Genomic DNA, 22,523 nt, shown 5'->3' on the forward strand with positions numbered 1-22,523 from the left:
GATTTATTCCGGAGAAATTCCCAGAATAAAGTAAACGACAGCCAAAACGCGTGCAAGCACCTCCCGGGACTGGTTCCGGTAATAGCTTTCGGGCCGGGAAACGTCCTGGGCATCAAACCCGAGCGCGTTAAGGTTGTTGTTTCGGGCAAAGAAAAGCGCCCTAAGGTTATGGAAACCCTGGGACACAATGATCACATCATTCACCTTGTAAACATCTTTGCATCTGATAATGCTTCGGTGTGTATTATAACCTTTCGGGTCTTCAGTGATAATCTTTTCCGGAACTCCGCCTTCGTAGACAAGAAACCGTTTCATTGCTGCCGGCTCATCATACCCTTTACTCTTTTCGCCGCTTACAATAATTTTTTTCACCTTACCGTGATGATAAAGGAGCGCTGTAGCATCCATACGTTTTAAAAAATATGGATTTGCGGCGCCCGATTTCATTTTGGGCGAAGTTCCCAGTACGAGGGCCGTTTCACGGGGCGGAACCTTTGAGATCCTGTTGAAAGTGCGTCCGTCCGTCACCGAGAATACCCAGATATTAGCCAGTATCATCAGCAGAATCCCAACCTCCACGAGGGAAAAGAAAGTTCGCAATATGTTCAGGATTCTGCTCAACATTCAGGTGCTAGGTCTATGCTAACGGGGTTTCAAAATCAAAATTGAGTGCTATTTTTCTGCTCAGTGGTACAGCCATACAGGCTAGAATTTTACCGGACTGCTCCTCCTTTTCTGTCAGATATTCATTTTCCAGCAAATCGACTTCCCCTTCTTCAAGTGAACAGATACAGCTGCCGCAGATTCCCGATTTGCAGGAATAAGGTACCGGAAAACCCTGTATGAGCAGCTGTTGCAGTATTCTTGTCCGGTTATCAGGCAAATGAGTACTGTAGGTACGCCGGTTCATACGGAATTGAAGGTCAATGTCTTCAACCAGCGGAAAATCCTTTTCCTGAGGATAAATATCCTCATTATACTCTTCGAAAAGTTCAAAATGAATATTTCTTTTCTGTATCCCGTTTTGGTAACAGGCGTTGGCAAGAGCTTTTATCATTTCTCCTTTACCGCAAATAAGGACTTCATCCACGGCGTCCCAAATGGTGCTTTCTTCATCGGTATCATCAAGATGTAAGATCTGGTTGATGATCAGTTTCAGTTTATGCTCATCCAGCCGGCCTTTAAAAAGATTGTCCGCCGTCTGTTCCTGCGAAAAGAAATAAAAGACCTGCAGCCTGCCGCCAGATTGTTTTGCAAGAGAATCAAGTTCGTCCCGAAAGGCAATTTCTTCCGTGCGTCGGTTACCGTAGAAAAGAAAAAGTCTTGTACGTGGTTCCGTATAGAGGATATTTTTAAAATGACTGAGTAAAGGTGTGATGCCAATGCCACCCGCAAATCCGATGACAGTACGGAACTCATGTGGTTTGGAAGTCAGGGTGAATCTCCCCATGGGTTCGGAGACTTCCATTTCGTCACCTTCTTCATACTGTTCAAAAAGATCTTTGGTAGAACTGTCTTCAGAGTTGATTTTTATGCCAAGTGCCAGATCTGGCTCGTGCGGTGCCGAAGTCATGGAAAAATCGTTGATGAAATCCTGCTCGTTATGCCGGTACTTCAGAGTTACATACTGACCGGACCGATAGCGGAAATTCTCCTTCAGATGGGCAGGAACTGTAAACTCCAGCGCAAAGACCGAATTGGTCAGTTGCCGCTTTTTCTTTATTTTTAGCCGGTGAAAATCATAGTGCCTGGCGTAAGGTGATTGGTTTTCCATAATCTATATCCAAAAATAGTAAAAAAATTATGAAGAAGTTAGTTGTGATGGTGGTTTTGGCAGTATCCGTTTCGTCCTGTAATAAAAAAGAGCCCGTAGCAGACAATATTGATTATTCTGAAGACAGCATTACTGTACCGGAGACCAACGAACCGGCATTAATCTATAATCCTGTTGAATATAGCCCTGCACAGATCTCAGACTTCCTGGCGGAAAAGGACAATGACACCCTCTATGTAACCAATTTCTTCGCTACCTGGTGCGCACCCTGCATGAGGGAAATGCCTCATTTCAAAGAAAAAATGCAGGAGTTGAAGGGACAGCCCGTAAAGTTCACCTTCGTGAGCCTAGACCAGAAGACCGACTGGCCTACGGACGTGAAGAATTTTGCTGAAGTGAACGGCCTTACCGAGAATGTAGTTCTGCTGGACGGCAGCCTGCTTCAGGAGGATTTTTTCAGCAGTAATTTCAAAAACTGGGACGGCAGCGGAATCCCTTTTACCTTTATGCGCAAGCGCGGCCAGACCGACGAGTATATGAGTATGATGACTAAAGAACAGCTGGATACCAAGATTAACTCATTTAAGTAAAGCAGATTCCGGGCATTGTTTCAGTTGCCCGGTTTTTTACAGATATATGTTCCGTTTCAGCAACCTTTGCATCATTATCATTTCGGGTATCCTGATTTCCGCCGTAATCAACCTGAACATCGGCTATATTGATCTGGAATTATCCGATTTTATTAATCCTGATGCTTCAAATGCGCAGATCGCGCAGTTACGCATCAACAGAGTAATAGCCATGCTGCTTGCCGGTATTTCCATTCCCACATCGGGATTCCTGCTGCAGGAATACTTTCAGAATCCGCTGGCCGGACCGTCAGTTTTGGGTATTACGTCAGTGGCCAGTTTAAGTGTAGCCTTCTATATATTTCTATCCCGGGATTACCTCATTCCGGAATTCCTGCAGAACAGTTTCATCAGTATCTCTGCAATTGGCGGAAGTTTACTGCTGATGTTTGTTCTTTTGGCATTCAGCACGCGCTTTACCGACAAATCTTTCCTTATTATTTTTGGATTTCTGATTTCCGCCCTCGCAGGTGCGGTGGTGTCCGTACTTCAGCTTTACGCTGAAAATGAAAGCCTGAAAAGTTATATCCTTTGGAGTTTTGGCGCCAACAGTCAGGTGTCATCGCAGCAACTATGGGTGCTGGCAGGAATTGTCCTAATTGGCCTGGCATTAAGCTTCCAGTCTGTAAAACCACTTATAGGCAATGCGCTGGGCAGTGCCTATGCAAAAAGTTTTGGCGTGAACCTTGGCAGGCTCAAACTGCTCATCATTGTAGGCTCTTCCCTGCTGTCGGCTTCGGTTACCGCCTTTTTGGGACCCATCCTTTTTATCGGCATTGTGGTTCCGCATTTCAGCCGGATGATCTATAACCCTTCCCGGCTTTGGCAGCAGTGGATCCTTAATATGATTTTGGGAATTTTGGTGATGTCCGTATTTTCAATCGCCTCAGAACTCACCCTTTTTCCGCTGAATGTAATCACCTCCCTGTTTGGAATTCCTGTTATTCTGCTGATGCTGATGAATAAAAAAATAACAAGTTAATCCGAACAACAAAAAACCAAAAATTATTTATGTTTCTTCAGCTCGATAACTGTACAGTAGGCTATAAAACCCCGTTACTAAATGAGGTAACTGCTGAACTTGAGCTGGGCGAAATCTGTCTGCTTATCGGCAATAACGGTGTGGGAAAAACCACACTTATTAAAAGCATTTTGAATCAGACTCCCTTACTTGGCGGAGACATTCTGCTGGACAAGAGGAGTGTCAGATCTTTTTCAAAGCGGGAGTTGGCTGAGAAGGTTGCCGTTGTATTCTCAAAATCCCGTGTGCCGTCAAATTTTACGCTATCTGATCTTATTGCATTTGGTAAATACATACACTACCCTTATTATTTTGAATTAACAAAAGAAGATCAAGCTGAAGTGAATCAAATCATTGACAGTCTCCAGTTGGCACAATACCGCAATTTTCCCTTGCAGAGACTTTCGGACGGCAACCTTCAGAAGGCTTTTATCGGGCGGGCGCTGGCACAGAATTCACCTATGATTATCCTGGACGAGCCCACCACGCACTTGGATGAGGAAAACAAGATCATCATCCTCAAACTGCTCAGGAATCTGGCGCGGGAGCATCGGAAACTCATCCTTTTCTCTTCGCATGACTGGCGGCTGGCGAAGGAGTTTGCCGATAAGATGTGGCTGGTACATGCAGGACACATGGACAGCGGAATTACCGAAGAAATCCTGCTGAAACATGATGAATTACTGAATCCACAGCTTTTCCATATGAGCTCAGGTTTTGTACCTCCCCAAATCATTGCGCCTGCACTTCAAAAGGAAATGCTGTATTCCTACCTTCAGAAAAACTTCAAGGCCGACCTTTCACAATTTCATTTTACATTCTCTGGCTCAATTTGGACTGTTTCACATTCAAATAGTCAGGAAAAATGCTCCTCATTTAGCGACATCTCAGCATTTTTAAGAAAACAGCTCTGATTTAATATCCTTAGCTTTCGAATTTTGCTGTTTTTAGCGCCATTAATATGTTTGTCATATAAATTAACATATTGATGTCCAGTTGATTACATATTTTACAAAAATTTACTATGCATGCATAGTATATTTTCTTTATATTTGTGTAAAACCACATAAAGGGAGATATGGAAAACAAGAATATGGAAAAAGTAGAAAATGTAGATCTTATCCTCAAATCTACGTGGCTGGCCGTTTCAAAAATGTATTCAGAGCTGGCCAATCTTCATGATGCCACCGCTGTGCAGGCGCTTACACTTCTTAAGATTGACCCTAAGGAAGGAACCCGCAGCACCAACCTGGGCCCAAAAATGGCCATTGAACCTACCTCGCTTACAAGAATTATTAAACTGCTGGAGGATAATGGGTACATTTATAAGGAAAAAACGTCCAATGACAAACGCGAAGTCATTATTAAACTCACCGAGAAAGGTCTTCTGAGCCGCAACCTTTCAAAGGAAGCTGTGGTGAACTTCAACAAGGCAGTGATGGACCGCATTTCACCCGAAAAGATGGATATCTTCAAGGAAGTCATGAGTGACATCCTGATGATTGCCAACAATCTGAATAACAAAAAGCAGCTGTAAAAACAGTTGAATCCAAACAGAAGTTACACAAAACAAATTAATATGAAAAGAAGGATCAAACATGTGACGGTTCTTGGTTCTGGAATCATGGGCTCCGGCATTGCAGCACATTTCGCCAACATAGGTGTACAGGTGTTGCTGCTGGATATTGTGCCCTTTGAACTGAGCGAAGCCGAGCAAAAGAAAGGCCTTACTAAAGAAGACAGGTCTGTAAGAAACAGGATTGCCACTGAAAGTTTTGAGAAACTTAAAAAAGCAAATCCGGCACTTCTCTATTCACCAAAGTTCGCAGAACGTATTACCGTAGGTAATTTTGACGATGATCTGCCGAAAATCAAAAACACCGACTGGATCATTGAAGTTGTAGTTGAAAGACTGGACATCAAGAAATCGGTTTATGAAAAAATCGAGCAGTTCCGTAAGCCTGGAACTTTGGTATCTTCCAATACTTCGGGTATTCCAATCCATCATCTGGTGGAAGGCAGAAGTGAGGATTTCAAGAAGCATTTTGCCGGAACCCACTTTTTCAATCCGGTAAGATATCTGCCGCTTCTGGAGGTCATCCCAACTCCGGAAACAGATCCGGAAATTGTGCAGTTCTATATGGATTTCGGTGCCAAATTCCTCGGAAAAACCACCGTTCTTGCCAAAGACACACCGGCTTTTATCGCCAACAGGATCGGGGTATTCTCCATGATGAACCTGCTTCATGAAGTGAAAGGTCTTGGCCTTTCGGTAACCGACGTCGATAAACTTACAGGCCCTGTGATTGGCAGACCAAAATCGGCTACATTCAGGACCGCAGACGTTGTAGGACTGGATACTCTTGTGATGGTAGCAAATGGTGTAAGCGCCAGCGGAACCGAAGCTTCCAACTCGAATGATGTATTTAAACTGCCTGAGTATATCCAGGAAATGGTTGACAATAAATGGCTTGGGTCTAAAACGCAACAGGGCTTCTACAAAAAAATCAAGAATGCGGAGGGCAAATCGGAAATCCAAGGTCTGAACCTGGAAACCATGGAGTATGAGCTTCAGGAAAAAAGCAACTTCCCCACTCTTGAGCTTACCAAAAACATTGACAAACCCATTGACCGTTTCAAGGTACTGATTACAGGAAAGGACAAAGCTGGTGAACTTTACAGAAAGTCTCTGGGCGCGCTCTTCGGTTATGTTTCACATAAGGTGCCCGAAATTTCGGATGAAGTCTACAAAATCGACGATGCCATGCGTGCCGGTTTTGGCTGGGAAAACGGACCGTTTGAAATCTGGGACGCTGTTGGCGTGCAGAAAGGGATTGAGCTGGCAAAAGAAGCGGGCTACGAAGTCTCGGACTGGGTGAAGAATGTGGAAACTTTCTATAAAGTTTATGATGAAGGCCTAAGTACTTATTTCGACCAAAACTCCGGCGATTACAGAAATACTCCCGGAAAAGAAGCCTTTATCATCCTGGACAATATCAGGAAAAACAAAACGCTCTGGAGTAATTCAGGATCGGCTATTCAGGATTTGGGTGACGGTATTATCAATTTTGAAATCCGTTCCAAGATGAATTCGCTTGGCGGGGAAGTTTTGGATGGTTTAAACAGAGCCATTGACCTGGCCGAAAAGGAATATGACGGTCTCGTGATCGGAAATCAGGGTGCTAATTTCTCGGTAGGTGCCAATCTGGCCATGATTCTTATGATGGCGATTGAGCAGGATTGGGATGACCTGAATATGGCTATCGCCTATTTCCAGAAATCCATGATGAGAGTCAGATACTCCTCAATTCCGGTAATTGTTGCCCCTCACGGTATGACATTAGGCGGCGGCTGTGAAATGACCATGCATGCGGACCGAGTAGTTGCGGCAGCTGAAACTTATATCGGTCTTGTAGAAACCGGCGTGGGTGTAATCCCGGGCGGCGGCGGCACCAAGGAATTTGCACTGCGCACATCCAGAGAATTCCAGAAAGACGATGTAAAAAACAACCGCCTTCGTGATATGTTCATGAATATCGCTATGGGTAAGGTGGCCACTTCAGCCCATGAAGCTTATGACATGGGTATTCTGGAAGAACATAAGGACATTGTTGTGGTTGATAAGAACCGTCAGATCAGGACGGCCAAGATGCTTGCACTGAGTCTTGCTGAGCACGGCTATACCCAACCGATTGAACAGAATGTAAAAGTCCTGGGTAAAGATGCACTTGGAATGTTCTATGTAGGTACCGACCAAATGCTGACGGGAAAGTACATATCGGAACACGACAAACTCATCGCTGATAAACTGGCCAACGTGCTTGTAGGCGGAAATCTTTCAGAACCAACGGTAGTAACCGAACAGTACCTGCTTAATCTTGAACGGGAAACCTTCCTCCAGCTTTGTGGCGAAAGAAAAACCCTCGAAAGAATACAGTACATGCTGCAGAAGGGAAAGCCGCTTAGGAATTAATTGTACAATGTAAAAAGTACAAAGTAGTTAAATGTCTTAAGAAAAAGCGCTATGCATAATTTCAGGGAATTAGATGTTTGGAAAAAAGCGGTTGAACTTACAACAGCGTATTATAAGGTTTCAAAAAATTTCCCGAAAGAAGAAATTTTCGGACTGACATCACAATCACGCAGAAGCTTAATTTCAATTTCTTCAAATATTGCGGAAGGTGCAGGCCGGGATTCCAGTAAACAGTTTTTACAGTTTCTCTCTATCTCTTTAGCTTCTTCCTTTGAGTTTGAAACACAGATTATCGTAGCCAAGAATTTAGAATATTTATCGCAAAACGAATTTGAAAAGATATTCAATGAATTAAGACACATCCAAAATATGTTGGTAAAGCTTATTAATAAATACAAATCTTAAAAATCATTGTACATAATACATTGTACATATTACAGATATGAAAACAGCATATATAATAAAAGGTTTCAGAACGGCTGTGGGCAAGGCGCCGAAAGGCTCCCTTCGTTTCACCCGTCCTGATGTGATGGCCGCAACGGTTATTGAAAAACTGATGGCCGCGGTACCGCAACTCGATAAGAACCGGATTGACGACCTTATCGTCGGTAACGCAATGCCGGAGGCCGAGCAAGGCCTGAACGTGGCACGTTTGATTTCTCTCATGGGCCTTCATACCGACAAAGTTCCCGGGGTAACGGTAAACAGATACTGTGCGTCCGGCTCAGAGGCGATCGCGATTGCCTCCGCGAAAATTCAGGCCGGTATGGCCGACTGTATTATCGCCGGCGGTACGGAATCCATGAGTTATATCCCGATGGGAGGTTACAAACCGGTGCCGGAGACCGATATTGCTAAAACCAACCCGGATTACTACTGGGGAATGGGCTATACAGCAGAAGAGGTGGCTAAACAGTATAAGATTTCACGTGAAGAGCAGGACCGGTTTGCTTATGAATCTCATATGAAGGCATTGAAAGCCAACGAAGAAGGCAGATTTAAAAATCAGATTGTGCCAATTCCCGTGGAATACAACTTTCTGGACGAAAACCAGAAGATGCAGACCAAAAAATTCGATTTCTCAGTGGATGAAGGTCCGAGAAAAGATACTTCACTGGAAGGCTTAGCCAAACTGCGCCCGGTGTTTGCCAACGGAGGTTCTGTAACTGCCGGAAATTCTTCTCAGATGTCAGACGGCGCGGCATTCGTGATCGTGATGAGCGAAGAAATGGTGAAGGAATTAGGCCTGGAACCTGAAGCAAGATTGGTTTCCTACGCAGCGGCCGGACTGAAACCCCGAATCATGGGCATGGGACCGGTATATGCTATCCCAAAAGCGCTGAAGCAGGCAGGTCTGGAACTGAAAGTCATCGAACTGATCGAATTGAATGAAGCATTCGCCTCCCAGTCGGTGGCAATTCAGAAAGAACTGGATCTGAATCCGGAAATACTGAACGTAAATGGCGGCGCCATCGCGCTTGGTCACCCCTTAGGCTGTACCGGTACCAAACTCACCGTTCAGCTTCTTGACGAAATGCGCAGGCGCGGCAATAAATACGGAATGGTCACCATGTGCGTAGGAACCGGACAGGGAGCCGCGAGTATATTTGAACTCCTTTAATTAAAATAAGAAGGAAGAAGAAAGAAGAAAGAGAAAAGAGATAGATTAATGAGGAGAACATGAAACATAATTTTAAGAATCTGAATATTTGGAAGCTGTCACTTAATCTTGCCGATGATGTTTACAGCCTGACCGATAGCTTCCCTAAAGGCGAAGAGTTTGGTTTGAAATCCCAGTTAAGAAGATGTGCGGTTTCAATTGCCTCTAATATTGCAGAAGGCTCAAGCCGAAGTTCAGATAAGGATTTTAACCGCTTTTTGGAAATAAGTCTAGGATCCCTTTTTGAATTGCAAACACAGATAATAATCTCCTACAACAGAAATTTTCTTGACCCAGCACAACTGGAGATGCTTGAACTTAAAATAACAGATTTGCAAAAAATGATATCGGGATTTCAGAAAACCCTTCTCTAAATCTTTTCTCTTTGTTCTTTCTTCTTTTCTCTAATATAAATTTAAAATAAATCTAAAAATATGAACCCCACACCAAAAACCCTAATCGGCGGTGATTTCCTTATCAAGGAAACACCTGCTGCGGAGATTTTCACTTTAGAAGATCTTTCTGACGAGCAAAAGATGATGCGCGATTCTGCAAAGGAATTTATCGACCGCGAAATCGTACCGCATCACGAGAGATTCGAAAATAAAGATTACGCTTTGACGGAAGAAAGCATGCGCAAACTGGGCGAGATGGGCTTCCTGGGCGTTACCGTACCGGAACAGTACGGCGGTCTCGGGATGGGCTTCGTAACTACTATGCTTGCCTGCGACTATCTTTCCGGCGGTAACGGATCTTTGGCTACAGCTTTCGGTGCACACACCGGAATCGGAACTTTACCAATCCTTCTTTACGGTACTGAAGAGCAAAAAAACAAATATCTGCCCGACTTGGCTACAGGCACTAAATTCGGGGCTTACTGTTTGACAGAGCCGGATGCAGGTTCAGATGCAAACTCTGGTAAAACCAAAGCAAAACTGTCTGAAGACGGCAAACATTACATCATCAACGGCCAGAAAATGTGGATTTCAAATGCAGGTTTTGCTGAAATTTTCATTGTTTTCGCTAAAATTGATGACGATAAAAACATCACGGGTTTCATCGTAGAAAAAGAAGGTACAGAAGGACTTTCTTTCGGCGAGGAAGAACACAAATTGGGCATCCGCTCCTCTTCTACCCGCCAGGTTTTCTTCAACGACATGAAGGTGCCGGTTGAAAATCTTTTAGGTGAAAGAAACAACGGTTTCAAAATCGCTTTGAATGCACTTAACGTAGGCCGTATCAAGCTTGCTGCAGCCAACCTCGACGGACAGCGCAGAATTGTGGCGCATGCTGTGAAATATGCAAACGAAAGAAAACAGTTTGGTGTTTCCATTTCAACATTTGGTGCAGTTCGCAAGAAAATCGCGGAAATGGCAACCGGAATTTTCGTTTCAGAAGCCGGCTCTTATCGTGCAGCAAAAGATGTACAGGATAAAATTGACGAACTGGTTGCAGGCGGAATGGATCACCAGCAGGCAGAACTGAAAGGCGTGGAAGAATTCGCAGTGGAAGCTTCTATCCTTAAAGTTTTTGTTTCAGATCTTACGCAGCAAACTGCAGACGAAGGTTTACAGATTTACGGAGGTATGGGCTTCAGCGAAGATGCCCCAATGGAAGCGGCCTGGAGAGATGCACGTATCGGCCGCATATACGAAGGAACCAACGAAATCAACCGCCTTCTTGCGGTAGGAATGTTGATCAAGCGCGCCATGAAAGGTCAGCCAGACCTGATGTCACCGGCGATGGCCATCAGTAAGGAACTGATGGGAATCCCGTCTTTCGAAGTGCCGGATTACTCTGAACTGTTAAGCGAAGAAAAAGCCGTAATCGCCAACCTGAAGAAGGTATTCCTGATGGTTTCCGGAGCTGCCCTGCAGAAGTACATGATGGATATTGAAAAACAGCAGCATCTGTTGCTGAACGCCTCAGAAATCCTGAACCAGATCTATATGGCAGAATCGGCGGTGTTGAGGGCCGAGAAACATTTCGATGCCGGGTCAGTGGAAGTGGCTATGGCCCAGCTGAACCTTTATAAAGCTGTGGAAAAGATCATTATGGCTGCTAAGGAAGGCATTGTCTCCTTCGCCGAAGGCGACGAACAGCGCATGATGCTTTCAGGTTTAAGAAGATTTACAAAATACACGAACCAGCCTAACGTAATCGCATTGACTGAAAAAATCGCTGCCCACTTTGTAGAGAAAGGTCACTATTAAAATGTGACGTCGACTAACATTGACACCTGATTTACATTGAACGCCACGGGATTTCGTGGCGTTTTTTTTTGAATTCCCCGATCTAAATTAAATTTTGCGTTAAACTCCTAACTTTGAATATATAAATCTTCAATATGGATGCACCAATGGTAAATAAATACCCTGTATAATAATATTAAAGACGAACAGCTGGATTTATTATCGTTTTTCTCAAACATGTAAAGTCCGGACAAAACAACCTGGAAACAAAATCTCCACCCTTTATTATTTGCTTTTAAAGTATTCGTATTAAGACCTTTACTCAAAACCAAAAAATAAAAAAATCTTTTGTCCAAATTCACTTACTTACTTACTCCCTTTACGGATTCCTCTTTTGCTTTCAATTGCATTTTGTATATTTGAGATTAACACCAATTTATTGAATGGCCCAGAACAAAAATGCGCAAATAAGATACAAAGCTTTGGACAAATGCTTTGCAAACCAGTACAGAAAATTCTACATCGATGATTTAATTGATTATTGTTCCGATATTCTTTCCGACCACTATGCACAGGAAACCACTGTTTCCCGTCGCCAGATTTTTGACGATATGGATTTCATGAAGAGTGAGGCGGGATACGACGCACCAATCGAAAGTGTGAAGGATGGCCGCATGGTTTTTTACCGATATTCAGACCCTGAATTTACAATTCTTAAAAAACCACTAAACCCTGCAGAGATGGATTCCCTGCAGGCAGCCTTGGAAACGCTGAGTCGTATGAATAATATACCGGGTTTCGACTGGGTAAATTCTCTGCTGACAAAACTGCAATCTGGTATTAGTGCAGAAAAGCAAAAACAGCAAATCATAAGTTTCGAAGATAATGAATTCTTAAAAGGGCTCGAATTTCTCAATCCATTATTTCAGTTTATCCTTAATAAGCAGTGCTTGGCAATTACCTATAAAGGTTTTAGCGCAGAAAAGGAAAATATTTTTACAGTTTCTCCTTATTACCTCAAACAATACAATAACCGTTGGTTTCTCTTTGGTCACAACCACCATGTAGAAAAAATTCAGAATCTTGCACTCGACAGAATTATAAAATTGGATTCCTGTAATGAGGTATATGAAGAATGCTCAATGAATTTTGCCGAATATTTCAAAAATATCATCGGAGTCAGCAATGATCTTACTAAAGATGTTGTTGAAGTTAAAATTAAATTGAGTGATAATATCCTTCCCTATATTAAGTCCAAACCAGTACATGGCTCACAGGATGTAAAAGAAAACATCCTCACACTGAAAGTGAGATTGAATTTTGAACTGGAATCCACGATTCTCTTTCATGGTGAAAATATGACCGTCCTGGAACCGCCTGAAATGGTTGAGAGAATTAAAAAAAGATTAGTCGAAATGAATAATAATTATCTGTGCACTTCCACTGCACAATAACGTATTATCATTGCACCAACAAGAACACAACATCATGCAAAATTCATTTTCACAAGCTTCTCTCGCTCAGGCAAACTGGTATGATTCCATCGAAGAAGCTCGGGCGTTCATATGTGCCGCCACACTTGGTATGGAAGTCATAAGCCCCAAGACCCTCTATATCAACTACCCTGGCAATGTGAAATTTGTGGAATCCCTGGCATTCATTGAGCTTACAAAATTGATGAAGCATGAGTTTGTCATTAATGTTAGCAATGGCATTTTTGAAGTAAAAGAAAGTCGGGAAAGGCTAAACCTTTTCGATGAATATTGTCGCTGGGGTCACTTTGAAAAGTTTAAAAGCGAACTTAAAAAACCGGGTAACTCCAGATTGCGCTTGCAGGGTTTCCTCTCCGCGATCTATGGCGACCAGGCAGAGATTGTTGCATATTTCATACAACATACATTATTTCCTGTGGAGCGTCTTTACAATTCACCTCTCTATGAGTGCGTGCGTATGGATAGTGTAAACTCTTTCCACTTTTTAGCACAGCACTTTCAGCCCCAGGAACAACTGCTTCCTTACATTCTGGAAAGGGACGCTCTGGCAATCCTGAAATACATTCTGGCAACTCCATCTTTAATGGATAAAATGACCCAAATTTCTCAGGAAGACCTTACCCGGATCCAGAGAGACATGACCAAGCCGCGTTTTGACAACCAAACCATGAAGCTTTTTAAAGAAAAATTTCGCAGTGCACTTGCACTGCATAATTAATTCTCTATTTTGCATTATAAACCAAGACACAAATGATTCTGAAGACGACCATAGCACTCCCCGACAACGCCATCAATTTCCCATGGAACAGATTCAAACTCCCAAAAATTTCCTGGCTCGCACCGGCGAAGAAGAAAAAAAGGAAGTTAAAAAAGAAATAGATTTTTGAGGTACAATGCTGGAATTGAATAAATTAAATCTAAGAACACAAAAATAGTCTGAAATAATAACTATGAAAAATAATGATATTTCCAATTTCTATAAAAAGACCCTTGCGAAAATTGCAAGAGGACAATCTTCTCTAGATGACTTTGAATTTAGGAGATTGTTATTATCAGTTATTTTTTATCGTTTTTCACTTGCAACAGTTGATACTAATAAAACAGTAACTTTCAACCAGCAACTGAATAATGGTACCGAATTAGAAATATTAAATAGGCCTGACAAAGCGCTTTCTTATTTACAAGAATTTTTTGCAGAATTGGAGCGAAATAATTCGCATTTCAGCGCAGTCGAATCAAGAAATTTTTTCCAAATATTGGAGAATAAAAATAAGGATGGTAATATTTCTAAGCTCGTCTATGAAATTATTTATAGTTTTAACCTTTTCCCTCAATTTTACGAAATAGAAGCTACAGCTTCGGTTTTGACGGAACTTTTTGCGTATGTCCTCTATCAAGACGTCACTTTTCAAAAACAAATGGCAGGCTACTTTGGAACTCCTACATCTTTATCCACTTTAATAAGTGAGCTTATACCTTTATCACTGGTTAATAAAAACATTTCATTGTATGACCCAACTATGGGAGTAGGGAAACTCCTATTATCGGTAGGGACGAAATTTAGTCAAAAAGTCTCCTATTATGGTCAGGAAGTTCTGAGTGATATTTTACCTCTATCCATTATGAATTTTATAATCCATGGTATTGAAGACTTTTCATTTCAAAGTGGAGATACACTTGTAAAACCCGCCTTTACTAAAAACAAAGGGGTGTCTAAATTTGATGTCTTGGTATCAGAACCACCATTTGGTATTAGAAATTGGCGTCATAAAAATGACTTATTTGATGTTTACGATCGTTGGAATGATCTAACAGGTATTCCTTCTAATTCATCAGCAGACGGTGCCTTTATACTTCATGCATTATCGGCATTAAAAGATGATGGTATCGCGCTTATTATTGTTCCGTCCGGGTTTGGTTTCAGATCCAATTCAGATATGAAAATTCGTAAGTATTTAATTGAAAGTGGATTCCTGACCGCTGTGATTTCTCTACCGGAAAAAATTTTCCCTTCTTCCATAATTAGAACAGATATTTTAATTCTGCAAAAAAATCATAACAATCATAATAAAGGGGTTTTTGTGATCAATGCCAAAGATGAATTTGAATCTACAAGATTTGCCAATTACTTTAATGATGCGAATATCGCGAAGATTGCAGAATCATTCCAAAATAAAAATTGTATCGATGGATTTTCCAAATGGGTCAATATAAAGGAATTTAGGGTAAATAAATACAGTTTTCAAACTTATAAATATTTTCCCGTGCTACCCTTAACAGAAATCCCTGCAGACTACGAACTCTTGTCACTTTCAAAGATGATTAAGGTGTTTAAATTGGATTCATCAAATGCTAAGTTGGGTCATTATCTGCCAATTAAAGATATGGCCAATGATCCGTTTGCTTATGTCAAAGAAATCAATAGTATTGCGATTCAGGAATTGCCTAGAGGAGTTAGGAAGTTAGACAAACCCGCTCTTCTGCTTTCCAGATTAGGAATAAAATTAAAGCCCACTTATGTGCCGGCCTCTGAAAATAGTCCTGTATATGTATCACCTGATGTAGTTGCTTTGGAATTATATTCCGAGGATATAAACTTATCTTATTTGGTTAGTCAACTACATTCAGATTTGGTAGCAAAGCAAATCAATGAAAGGGCTATCGGAGCAGCACTTGTACGGTTGCCTATTGAGGACCTGGGTGAGATTCAAGTGCTAATACCTTCTTTACACGCGCAAAATTCGTCTTTGATTCAAAGAACAGCAGTAGAAGCAGCCCGCAGACAGGCTGATCTTGATAAGATCAAGAACTTTCAGTTAGAAGAGACGATTAATAAATTACTGCAAGAAAGAACAAACGATTTTCAATGGCAGTTGCATGACTTACGTAATGGCGAACTTTATGGCGTAGGATCCCAACTGGCCCTCCTTAAGAAGTATTGCGAGAAAAATCCTGCAGAACTCGTCCAGCCCCTGATTCCTGGTGATAAGGATTCTCTTAGGGACATAATAATGTCCACCTACAAAAACTTTGTTGAGTTGAGAACCAAATTGAATGAACTGTATTCCTCAAATGAATCATTTGGTTTGGTTGAAAAAATAGAATTACTTGATTTTCTAAACGACTACTTTAAAATTTCGCAGGAAAAATATAAAAACCTTTTTTCTTTTGTATTTCCTAATCTGGGAAATTACAAAAGAGAGAACAATATTCAAGGGATAATGATCTCCGCTAACAGACGGGATATTGAAAGAGTCTTTGACAATATTGTAGAAAATGCAATTACCCACGGAAGATTTAGAGATAATATTGGTGACAATAAATTCTTGATCGATTTGAATCTTAACTCAAAAGATTTCACTGTTACTGTGGAGATTCTTAACAACGGCAATCGTTCTGAGATTTCGGAATCAGATTACTTTTCCGATGGCGGTAAACAGGGAGCGCATGCTAAAACAGGCAAAGGGGGTAAAATTGTGAAAGAATTAATTATTCGCAACGGCGGAACTCCTTTTCAGTATAGTTATGATACTCCACTAGATGACGAATATACTTTTGGCGTTGGTTTCACATTTCCTTTAGATTCCTTAACCCTGTAAATATATCGTCCTATGAATTATAAAGTACTTTGGATAGATGATAAATTCGATGATGCGAATTTAAAGCATTTCAAAACGTTAGCGAAAATGGAAGATATTGAACTTATTGAAGAGCGCTTCCATTTTGATGGAATGGAAACTCTTAAAAGAGATCATAATTATGAAATTCAAGCTGTGATTTTAGATGCGACAGGCTATAACAAAACAACAGAGGAAATAGGTGAATCAAATATAGGTTTAAAAAACTCACTTAAAGAACTTCTTGAGCTACGTAAAAAAAGAGTGATTCCTTGGTTTGTATATACTGGTGCACCCCGCAATATTGATAATTTTGAGTTTCGGGAAGAGTTGAAATTATATCAGCAGGATATTGCCTTTGGTTCTAGTCCCACAACTTATTATACAAAGGTGAACGATGATGATTTACTCCTTCAGGATATTAAATTCGAAATTAACAAACTCATTAATACTCAAACAGAATTCAGGCACAAAGCTGTTTTTGATGCCTGTCGCAGAATCAACTTACCGCAAGCCGATAGCCAAACATTTTTAAATATTTTGCGGTCTGTGGAAACAAACGATTTCAAAGTGGAGTCATCAATTTATTTTAACACAATGCGGATCTTATACGAATATGTATTGAGAGATGCCGCTAAAAATGGTTTACTACATGAAAAATGTATTGACAATAGAGGAAAGATTAACTTAACGGACAGCCGAAGATTTCTTGCAGGTCAACCGGCGAAAAACTGTAAAGTGATCTGTAAAAAGGCACATCTGCCTAAAATTCTTGCTGACAATCTTAATAATTTTTTGCAAACAACAGGTGCTGCTTCTCATACTTCCGATGTAGATCAGACTGTAAATTACGATTATCAATCTTATAGACAGTCTGTAAATACACCATACCTCCTTAATACACTGGTTTTTATACTATGTGACTTTTTAATTTGGTATGATACATATCTCAAACAAAATGCCGACATTGAATTGAATAAATTACTTTGGCAAGACCTACCTTCTGAAGAGTGGATTGAAGGTTTTGTTAGTGCCGTGAAAGACAATGGTTGGGGAACTTTTGTTTCAAAATCGCGTAATATTACAGTCGGCATTCACTTTAATGAAATGAATAAGAAGAACCTTAAAAAAGATGATCCAGTAAAAGTTATTTTAAAGGAGGAAAACAATAAGCATATTAAAGAATTGGAAAAGCTAAATCCGTAAATTCCTTTTCATTCCTGCGGTTTAAAATGATTTAATAAAACACCAAACAGTTAAACTAATTACTTTATCAGATAATGACAAACGAACAACTCAAAAAACTGGAAAAAGACCTTTGGGATTCCGCAAATTCGCTTCGTGCTTATGGTGGTTTAAAAGCTGCCGATTACGCAGTACCCGCCTAAAAGGCCGTTACACCGCCGGTCAGGGAAAATCGTATGCCGGATACTATTACGATCTTTTTTATTCAGAATCAGATACTACCAGCATCAGTGTAAAATTATCCGGTATGCTGCGCTCCAAATTGGCAAATGGTGAAATCTATATTCTCAAAGGCTTTATTGAAAAAACTGTCCGGAACTCAAGCATTGATCTGCGCTTTGCAGCAGAAGAAATTGTACAGCAGGAGGAAAGACAGTTTTCCGAAGAAGATTTAAAAAGGTACGACTTAATCCAGGCAAAACTCGAAAAAGGATCTCGCGATTTGGAAACATTCATTCGTGAAAAGAAACTGCGTAACGAACCAGTAAGAATTGCAAATATTTACGGACATTCCGCCATAGTCCAGCATGATTTTAACGAAGGATTAAACATTTCTTCCAGTGAATTTGAAATCACAGATTTCACCTGCAATATCACTTCCGCAACTTCCATCCTTCAAAAACTGCAGGCATTGAAACCAATGCAGTTTGATATCATTGCTTTAGTGCGTGGCGGTGGCGACCGCCAAAGTTTTGATGTATTCAGTGATGTGGATCTTGCCAATGAATTTATTAATCTCGACAGCATTACCATTACTGCCTTGGGGCACACCGTCGATGAAAGTCTGCTCGATAAACTGGCAGACCGCAGATTCCATGTTCCTCACGACTACGGCGATGGCCTTCATAAAATCATCGAAAAACTGAAGGAGGAAAAATCCAACTCCCGCGCTATCCTTATCGACGAAGTTAAAAAGACATCACCAAACAGTTCGATGAACAGGTGAAAACACTGATAGAACAGTTAGGAACCAAGAATAAAGAATTCGGGAAATTCCAGGAAGAAACTGCCCGGCATATTACCCAGATCAATGAAAATAATCAGAAGCAGTTGAAAGCCCAGGCAGCTGAAACAGCAAAACATAAAGCAGAAATTGCAGCTTTATACGAGAAAAACCTGAAAGCTGCGATAAATTCCGAGACCGCTTCGCTGAATGCAAAAATAGAATGGTCAAATAAAGAAAATCAGCGGTTGCGGTCTGAACTGGAGAAAAAGAAATCAAATTTCGCACTCTAGTTTATTTTGATTCTCATAGGAATTATTGTGGGCTTCATCCTAACCAAAATCTAGAAAAAATGGCTGTTTTTTATCCTTCTATACAAGATATTCTACGTGGTAAAGTTACACCTGAACCGGGCGAATTGCATTTGCTAAATTTTCTGGAAAAAACGCTTAATGATGATTATGAGGTGTTTTTTAATCCATATATGAATGGTGATAGACCGGATGTAATTATCATCAAGCCAAATCAGGGGATCTTGATAATCGAAGTAAAAGATTACAACCTGAAACATTATGAAATCGATGCGAAGACAAAAAATTGGAAAGTGCTCGCTAATAATGGCAAATACCTAATTAAATCACCGGTTCAGCAGGTATTGAAATATAAAGATAACTTGTTTGACTTGCATGTTAATGAACTGCTTAGCTTAAAAGTAAGTGACATTAGGAATGCAAATATGATATCCTGTGCAGTTTACTTTCACAATGCTAATGAAGATGCTTTAGATAAATTATTGGTCCGTCCCTTCGAAAAAGACTCTAAATATCTCACTTTTTTAAAGTATAACATTCTGCTTCTGGGGTCAGACTCTCTAAATGATCAAAAATTTCTTTCGCTATTGCGCCGGCGACATCTTGCCCCTGGTCAGTTGACGAGCTACTTTCCGGAGCATTTACATACAAAGATTAAGCGCTTTATGCTTCCTCCCTACCACCAAAAAACAGATGGTAAACACTTTACTTATAATGGCGAGCAGCAAAAGTTGATATATGACACTGAACGGAAAAACATTCGTATAAAAGGTGTCGTCGGATCAGGAAAAACAACGGTCCCCGCTGCCCGCGCTGTGGAACTTCACAAAAGAACTGAAGGAGAAATTCTGATTCTCTCCTACAATATTACGTTAAGAAACTACCTGAAAGATAAGCTAAGCCAGGTACGGGAAAATTTTTCCTGGACCGCTTTTACGATCTTAAACTACCACATTTTTATAAATAACGAATTAAACAATCTGCAGGTTGATGTTACGGTCCCCGCCGAATTTAATGAATGGCCGGACAGTAGGACAGAAAGATATTTTGAAGATACATACTATTCCAACACGCTCCTCTTTGAAGAACATAAAGATAAACTTAAAAAATTTTCTGTAATCTTGATCGATGAAATTCAGGATTATAAGTCAAAATGGATGGAAATCCTCAAAACTTACTTTTTAGAAGAAGGTGGCTATTATATGGTACTTGGTGATGACAAGCAGAATATCTATGGCAATCCTGTATTAGGCAAGGAAATGCCTGTAAATGTGCAGGGGCGTCCTTCATTACTGTAGACATCCTATCGTTCGCAAAGCATAGTCAAAGAATTAATCTTTGAATTTCAGAAAGTTTTCTTGTCCGAGAAATATACCGCTGATGATGAAAAGGATTTTAAAGGGGTAGAAAGTAAAGTAGGCTCATTGGGGTTCGAGGAGCAGCTGGATGGAAGCATTAAATATATGTATTTACCATCTTCCGACGCCATTCCCAGCCTCTATACAATCATTCATGAAAACAGTCTTAATAAAGGCATTCACCCGAATGACATTACGATTTTGGGAACAAAAATTAAACTATTGAAGGATTTTGATTCACATTACCGTCACCGTACTGGTGAAAAAACCAACACCATGTTTGAATCTCATGAAGATCTGCTTATAGCCGGTATGAATTACAGCCAAACGGAAATTAAATACAATAGAGAGCACTGGATAAATGTTGCGCTTTTATTGCTGAACCATAAGAATGAAAAAAGCTTTAGTGACGGATTTAAAAGACTTGCAGAATTACTGATATGCAAAACACAAGTGGTCCAGTGGCCTGAATTCTTTGAAACGAGGTATACGGCCCTTTGTCGGAAAAACAAAATTAATCCTTCTGATTTTGATGCATTCGTAAGCAGGTACGATCGCGATATAAAGAATTTTATGAAGAGATACAGCGAAAATGCATTATCTTCTGATGCAAAAAGAATTCGGGATAATAAGAAAATTCATTTTTGGGCCAACAGAGGTACGGTAAAATTATCAACAATCCACAGCTTTAAAGGATGGGAATCGGATCTGGTATATCTTATTATTGAGAATGTCCCAGAAAGCATGGCGGAAACCTTCTTTGAATTAATCTATACCGGTATCACCCGGGCAAGATATAACCTTATAATATTAAACTATGGAAACGAAATTTTCCATCAGCAATTTTTACCGGTATATAATAAAGCGCTAAAGAAATTAGAAAATTAAATTTAATATAGATATGAAAGCTGGAAACTTATCTCAAGCAATTAAACTATAGAAGTAACCTTATACCATTTTTCTAAAAGTATTTTTAACCAAACCTCCCCATGTCCAAAAAACTCCTCATACTCAAAGCATTTGAAGACCTGGACGCAGATATGCTTGACGTCCTGCTGAATGATGGTCAGTCTTACCAGGATGTCCACAAGGAAACCTTTGTGACAGAACTAAAATCCTACTTTGAAGATCTTCGGAACAATCGGGATTACAAAACAGACTTTAAAGCAGTGCAGGGAATGTGTACCAATTGCAACAAGGGTAAAAAAGGTTATTCTTTTGTAAATTCTGAAGGCGAAAGTTTTACGAGCATGGTATTCGAAGAATCGGATGATGATTATACTGACATTTACAAATGCAGCAGCTTCAAAACTTTTGACAGGGAAATCACAGAAGAGTGGATTGGTATTCACTTTTATGAGGAGGACAAGGTAAATTATAGGCCTACAGAACTCCACATCCGGCAGCAGAAGGAGTCCGGCCGTGCGGTTAAAGCACTCGAAATGGAAATCAAAGCTGAAGGTATTCTGTCAAAAAATTTCTATGTTCCGTGGGTCAGCACTTATCGTCACCTTCACTCCATAGGAGACATTTTCACCCACAAATCCTACCGGTATAAAAACGAGGTCTCCCGCTACCTCTGGATTCTCGAACCTATGGCAAAGGTTCTCGAAAAATCTAACCTTGCCCGCGAACTCTGGCAAGAGTTCATTGCCTTTTCTTTAATTGACCGCGAGACCGTCCAGGATTGGTTGATCAGGGCGGATTACCATTTTCCTAATTACAAATTTGGCACTGAATATCAAGCAGATTACCTACAGGACTTCTTCGTGAGTGGGAGTATTAAAATAAGACTTTCAGAACACTTTTACCTCCACAATATTGCGCTCATCCTTCACAAATATTCCGATTGGCTTCCCGATTATAATCCTTTGAAAGAAGTTGAGGATTTTGCCTCAAGTGAGGAAGATGATGAAATGTTTCCTTTCTGAATATAAATGCACATAATTCTCAGCCACTTTAGTACTCAATGCACTGTTTTTCTTTATTTTGTGGCAGTAAAGGCAGTAACCACTTTTTGACAAAAAACTTTTTTATATTCTTTCCCCAAAAAACATATGAATACGGTTACTTCCAACACAAACTAAAACACCCATTCCTTATTCTGCCTTCTGCTTCCTTAGATTAATAGAAGATTTTTAACTAAATAACAAAAATTTTCTTTTGATGAAATCTGCTTACGTCCTTACACCACTTTTTTTTACACTAATTTTCTCTATTTTTCGTATAACTTTTAAATGCTGATATTTATAACAAGTCAGTAAAAAACCCGCCGAAGGCCTGGTTGGTCGATTCGAAAAAAGATAA

General features: G+C 40.5%; 20 protein-coding genes. 18 read left to right on the forward strand and 2 right to left on the reverse strand.

Going from position 1 to position 22,523, the window contains the following annotated elements:
* Positions 1 to 3 precede the first annotated feature (3 nt).
* Positions 4 to 624 (reverse strand): vancomycin high temperature exclusion protein, encoded by a 621-nt coding sequence (locus F7R58_RS06320; RefSeq protein ID WP_229723861.1) that lies wholly within the window; start codon positions 622 to 624, stop codon positions 4 to 6.
* Positions 625 to 637: 13 nt separating this feature from the next.
* A complete protein-coding gene (locus F7R58_RS06325; protein WP_158064091.1) occupies positions 638 to 1,774 on the reverse strand; it encodes a 2Fe-2S iron-sulfur cluster-binding protein in 1,137 nt (378 codons plus the stop codon).
* 29 nt (positions 1,775 to 1,803) lie between these two features.
* Here F7R58_RS06325 and F7R58_RS06330 point away from each other — a divergent pair, with 29 nt between their 5' ends.
* The 18 genes from F7R58_RS06330 (at position 1,804) to F7R58_RS06415 (ending at position 22,147) form a co-directional block, all read left to right on the forward strand.
* Positions 1,804 to 2,364, forward strand: a complete 561-nt coding sequence (locus tag F7R58_RS06330; RefSeq protein WP_158064092.1) for a TlpA family protein disulfide reductase — start codon at positions 1,804 to 1,806, stop codon at positions 2,362 to 2,364.
* Positions 2,365 to 2,410: 46 nt separating this feature from the next.
* Entirely contained in the window at positions 2,411 to 3,385 is a 975-nt protein-coding gene (locus F7R58_RS06335) for an iron ABC transporter permease (RefSeq protein ID WP_158064093.1), read from the forward strand.
* A gap of 29 nt (positions 3,386 to 3,414) precedes the next feature.
* Positions 3,415 to 4,338 carry an ABC transporter ATP-binding protein gene (locus tag F7R58_RS06340; RefSeq protein WP_158064094.1) on the forward strand — a complete coding sequence of 308 codons (924 nt, stop codon included), beginning with the start codon at positions 3,415 to 3,417 and terminating at the stop codon, positions 4,336 to 4,338.
* Between the two features lie 164 nt (positions 4,339 to 4,502).
* Positions 4,503 to 4,961, forward strand: a complete 459-nt coding sequence (locus F7R58_RS06345; protein ID WP_158064095.1) for a MarR family winged helix-turn-helix transcriptional regulator — start codon at positions 4,503 to 4,505, stop codon at positions 4,959 to 4,961.
* Positions 4,962 to 5,003: 42 nt separating this feature from the next.
* Positions 5,004 to 7,397 (forward strand): 3-hydroxyacyl-CoA dehydrogenase/enoyl-CoA hydratase family protein, encoded by a 2,394-nt coding sequence (locus F7R58_RS06350; protein ID WP_158064096.1) that lies wholly within the window; start codon positions 5,004 to 5,006, stop codon positions 7,395 to 7,397.
* Positions 7,398 to 7,448: 51 nt separating this feature from the next.
* On the forward strand, positions 7,449 to 7,802 hold the full coding sequence (locus F7R58_RS06355) for a four helix bundle protein (RefSeq protein WP_158064097.1): 354 nt from the start codon (positions 7,449 to 7,451) through the stop codon (positions 7,800 to 7,802).
* A 37-nt stretch (positions 7,803 to 7,839) separates the two neighbouring features.
* A complete protein-coding gene (locus F7R58_RS06360; protein WP_158064098.1) occupies positions 7,840 to 9,018 on the forward strand; it encodes an acetyl-CoA C-acyltransferase in 1,179 nt (392 codons plus the stop codon).
* A gap of 59 nt (positions 9,019 to 9,077) precedes the next feature.
* A complete protein-coding gene (locus tag F7R58_RS06365) occupies positions 9,078 to 9,431 on the forward strand; it encodes a four helix bundle protein (protein WP_158064099.1) in 354 nt (117 codons plus the stop codon).
* 60 nt (positions 9,432 to 9,491) lie between these two features.
* Positions 9,492 to 11,270 carry an acyl-CoA dehydrogenase family protein gene (locus tag F7R58_RS06370; RefSeq protein WP_158064100.1) on the forward strand — a complete coding sequence of 593 codons (1,779 nt, stop codon included), beginning with the start codon at positions 9,492 to 9,494 and terminating at the stop codon, positions 11,268 to 11,270.
* Between the two features lie 422 nt (positions 11,271 to 11,692).
* Positions 11,693 to 12,703, forward strand: a complete 1,011-nt coding sequence (locus tag F7R58_RS06375) for a helix-turn-helix transcriptional regulator (RefSeq protein ID WP_158064101.1) — start codon at positions 11,693 to 11,695, stop codon at positions 12,701 to 12,703.
* Positions 12,704 to 12,737: 34 nt separating this feature from the next.
* Positions 12,738 to 13,460 carry a hypothetical protein gene (locus tag F7R58_RS06380; protein WP_158064102.1) on the forward strand — a complete coding sequence of 241 codons (723 nt, stop codon included), beginning with the start codon at positions 12,738 to 12,740 and terminating at the stop codon, positions 13,458 to 13,460.
* 232 nt (positions 13,461 to 13,692) lie between these two features.
* Positions 13,693 to 16,341 (forward strand): N-6 DNA methylase, encoded by a 2,649-nt coding sequence (locus F7R58_RS06385; RefSeq protein ID WP_158064103.1) that lies wholly within the window; start codon positions 13,693 to 13,695, stop codon positions 16,339 to 16,341.
* 12 nt (positions 16,342 to 16,353) lie between these two features.
* The gene (locus tag F7R58_RS06390) at positions 16,354 to 17,565 is read left to right on the forward strand and encodes a hypothetical protein (RefSeq protein WP_158064104.1); all 1,212 of its coding nucleotides are present in this window, start codon (positions 16,354 to 16,356) and stop codon (positions 17,563 to 17,565) included.
* A 286-nt stretch (positions 17,566 to 17,851) separates the two neighbouring features.
* On the forward strand, positions 17,852 to 18,550 hold the full coding sequence (locus F7R58_RS06395; RefSeq protein WP_158064105.1) for an exodeoxyribonuclease VII large subunit: 699 nt from the start codon (positions 17,852 to 17,854) through the stop codon (positions 18,548 to 18,550).
* The gene (locus tag F7R58_RS06400) at positions 18,547 to 18,840 is read left to right on the forward strand and encodes a hypothetical protein (protein ID WP_158064106.1); all 294 of its coding nucleotides are present in this window, start codon (positions 18,547 to 18,549) and stop codon (positions 18,838 to 18,840) included. Before F7R58_RS06395 ends, F7R58_RS06400 begins: the two co-directional genes overlap by 4 nt.
* Positions 18,841 to 18,899: 59 nt before the next feature.
* A complete protein-coding gene (locus F7R58_RS06405; protein WP_158064107.1) occupies positions 18,900 to 20,156 on the forward strand; it encodes an NERD domain-containing protein/DEAD/DEAH box helicase in 1,257 nt (418 codons plus the stop codon).
* Between the two features lie 165 nt (positions 20,157 to 20,321).
* Positions 20,322 to 21,104, forward strand: a complete 783-nt coding sequence (locus F7R58_RS06410) for an ATP-binding domain-containing protein (protein ID WP_158064108.1) — start codon at positions 20,322 to 20,324, stop codon at positions 21,102 to 21,104.
* Positions 21,105 to 21,205: 101 nt separating this feature from the next.
* Positions 21,206 to 22,147: a hypothetical protein gene (locus F7R58_RS06415; RefSeq protein ID WP_158064109.1), complete on the forward strand. Its 942-nt coding sequence runs from the start codon at positions 21,206 to 21,208 to the stop codon at positions 22,145 to 22,147.
* Positions 22,148 to 22,523: the final 376 nt, after the last annotated feature.

Source organism: Chryseobacterium sp. (assembly GCF_008831505.1).
Lineage (GTDB): Bacteria > Bacteroidota > Bacteroidia > Flavobacteriales > Weeksellaceae > Marnyiella.

What these genes read in the sequence shown, in the direction of transcription:
- F7R58_RS06320 (WP_229723861.1), bottom strand. Translation starts at nt 624, where the DNA reads ATGTTGAGCAGAATCCTGAACATATTGCGAACTTTCTTTTCCCTCGTG.
- F7R58_RS06325 (WP_158064091.1), bottom strand. Translation starts at nt 1,774, where the DNA reads ATGGAAAACCAATCACCTTACGCCAGGCACTATGATTTTCACCGGCTA.
- F7R58_RS06330 (WP_158064092.1), top strand. Translation starts at nt 1,804, where the DNA reads ATGAAGAAGTTAGTTGTGATGGTGGTTTTGGCAGTATCCGTTTCGTCC.
- F7R58_RS06335 (WP_158064093.1), top strand. Translation starts at nt 2,411, where the DNA reads ATGTTCCGTTTCAGCAACCTTTGCATCATTATCATTTCGGGTATCCTG.
- F7R58_RS06340 (WP_158064094.1), top strand. Translation starts at nt 3,415, where the DNA reads ATGTTTCTTCAGCTCGATAACTGTACAGTAGGCTATAAAACCCCGTTA.
- F7R58_RS06345 (WP_158064095.1), top strand. Translation starts at nt 4,503, where the DNA reads ATGGAAAACAAGAATATGGAAAAAGTAGAAAATGTAGATCTTATCCTC.
- F7R58_RS06350 (WP_158064096.1), top strand. Translation starts at nt 5,004, where the DNA reads ATGAAAAGAAGGATCAAACATGTGACGGTTCTTGGTTCTGGAATCATG.
- F7R58_RS06355 (WP_158064097.1), top strand. Translation starts at nt 7,449, where the DNA reads ATGCATAATTTCAGGGAATTAGATGTTTGGAAAAAAGCGGTTGAACTT.
- F7R58_RS06360 (WP_158064098.1), top strand. Translation starts at nt 7,840, where the DNA reads ATGAAAACAGCATATATAATAAAAGGTTTCAGAACGGCTGTGGGCAAG.
- F7R58_RS06365 (WP_158064099.1), top strand. Translation starts at nt 9,078, where the DNA reads ATGAAACATAATTTTAAGAATCTGAATATTTGGAAGCTGTCACTTAAT.
- F7R58_RS06370 (WP_158064100.1), top strand. Translation starts at nt 9,492, where the DNA reads ATGAACCCCACACCAAAAACCCTAATCGGCGGTGATTTCCTTATCAAG.
- F7R58_RS06375 (WP_158064101.1), top strand. Translation starts at nt 11,693, where the DNA reads ATGGCCCAGAACAAAAATGCGCAAATAAGATACAAAGCTTTGGACAAA.
- F7R58_RS06380 (WP_158064102.1), top strand. Translation starts at nt 12,738, where the DNA reads ATGCAAAATTCATTTTCACAAGCTTCTCTCGCTCAGGCAAACTGGTAT.
- F7R58_RS06385 (WP_158064103.1), top strand. Translation starts at nt 13,693, where the DNA reads ATGAAAAATAATGATATTTCCAATTTCTATAAAAAGACCCTTGCGAAA.
- F7R58_RS06390 (WP_158064104.1), top strand. Translation starts at nt 16,354, where the DNA reads ATGAATTATAAAGTACTTTGGATAGATGATAAATTCGATGATGCGAAT.
- F7R58_RS06395 (WP_158064105.1), top strand. Translation starts at nt 17,852, where the DNA reads ATGCTGCGCTCCAAATTGGCAAATGGTGAAATCTATATTCTCAAAGGC.
- F7R58_RS06405 (WP_158064107.1), top strand. Translation starts at nt 18,900, where the DNA reads ATGGCTGTTTTTTATCCTTCTATACAAGATATTCTACGTGGTAAAGTT.
- F7R58_RS06410 (WP_158064108.1), top strand. Translation starts at nt 20,322, where the DNA reads ATGTATTTACCATCTTCCGACGCCATTCCCAGCCTCTATACAATCATT.
- F7R58_RS06415 (WP_158064109.1), top strand. Translation starts at nt 21,206, where the DNA reads ATGTCCAAAAAACTCCTCATACTCAAAGCATTTGAAGACCTGGACGCA.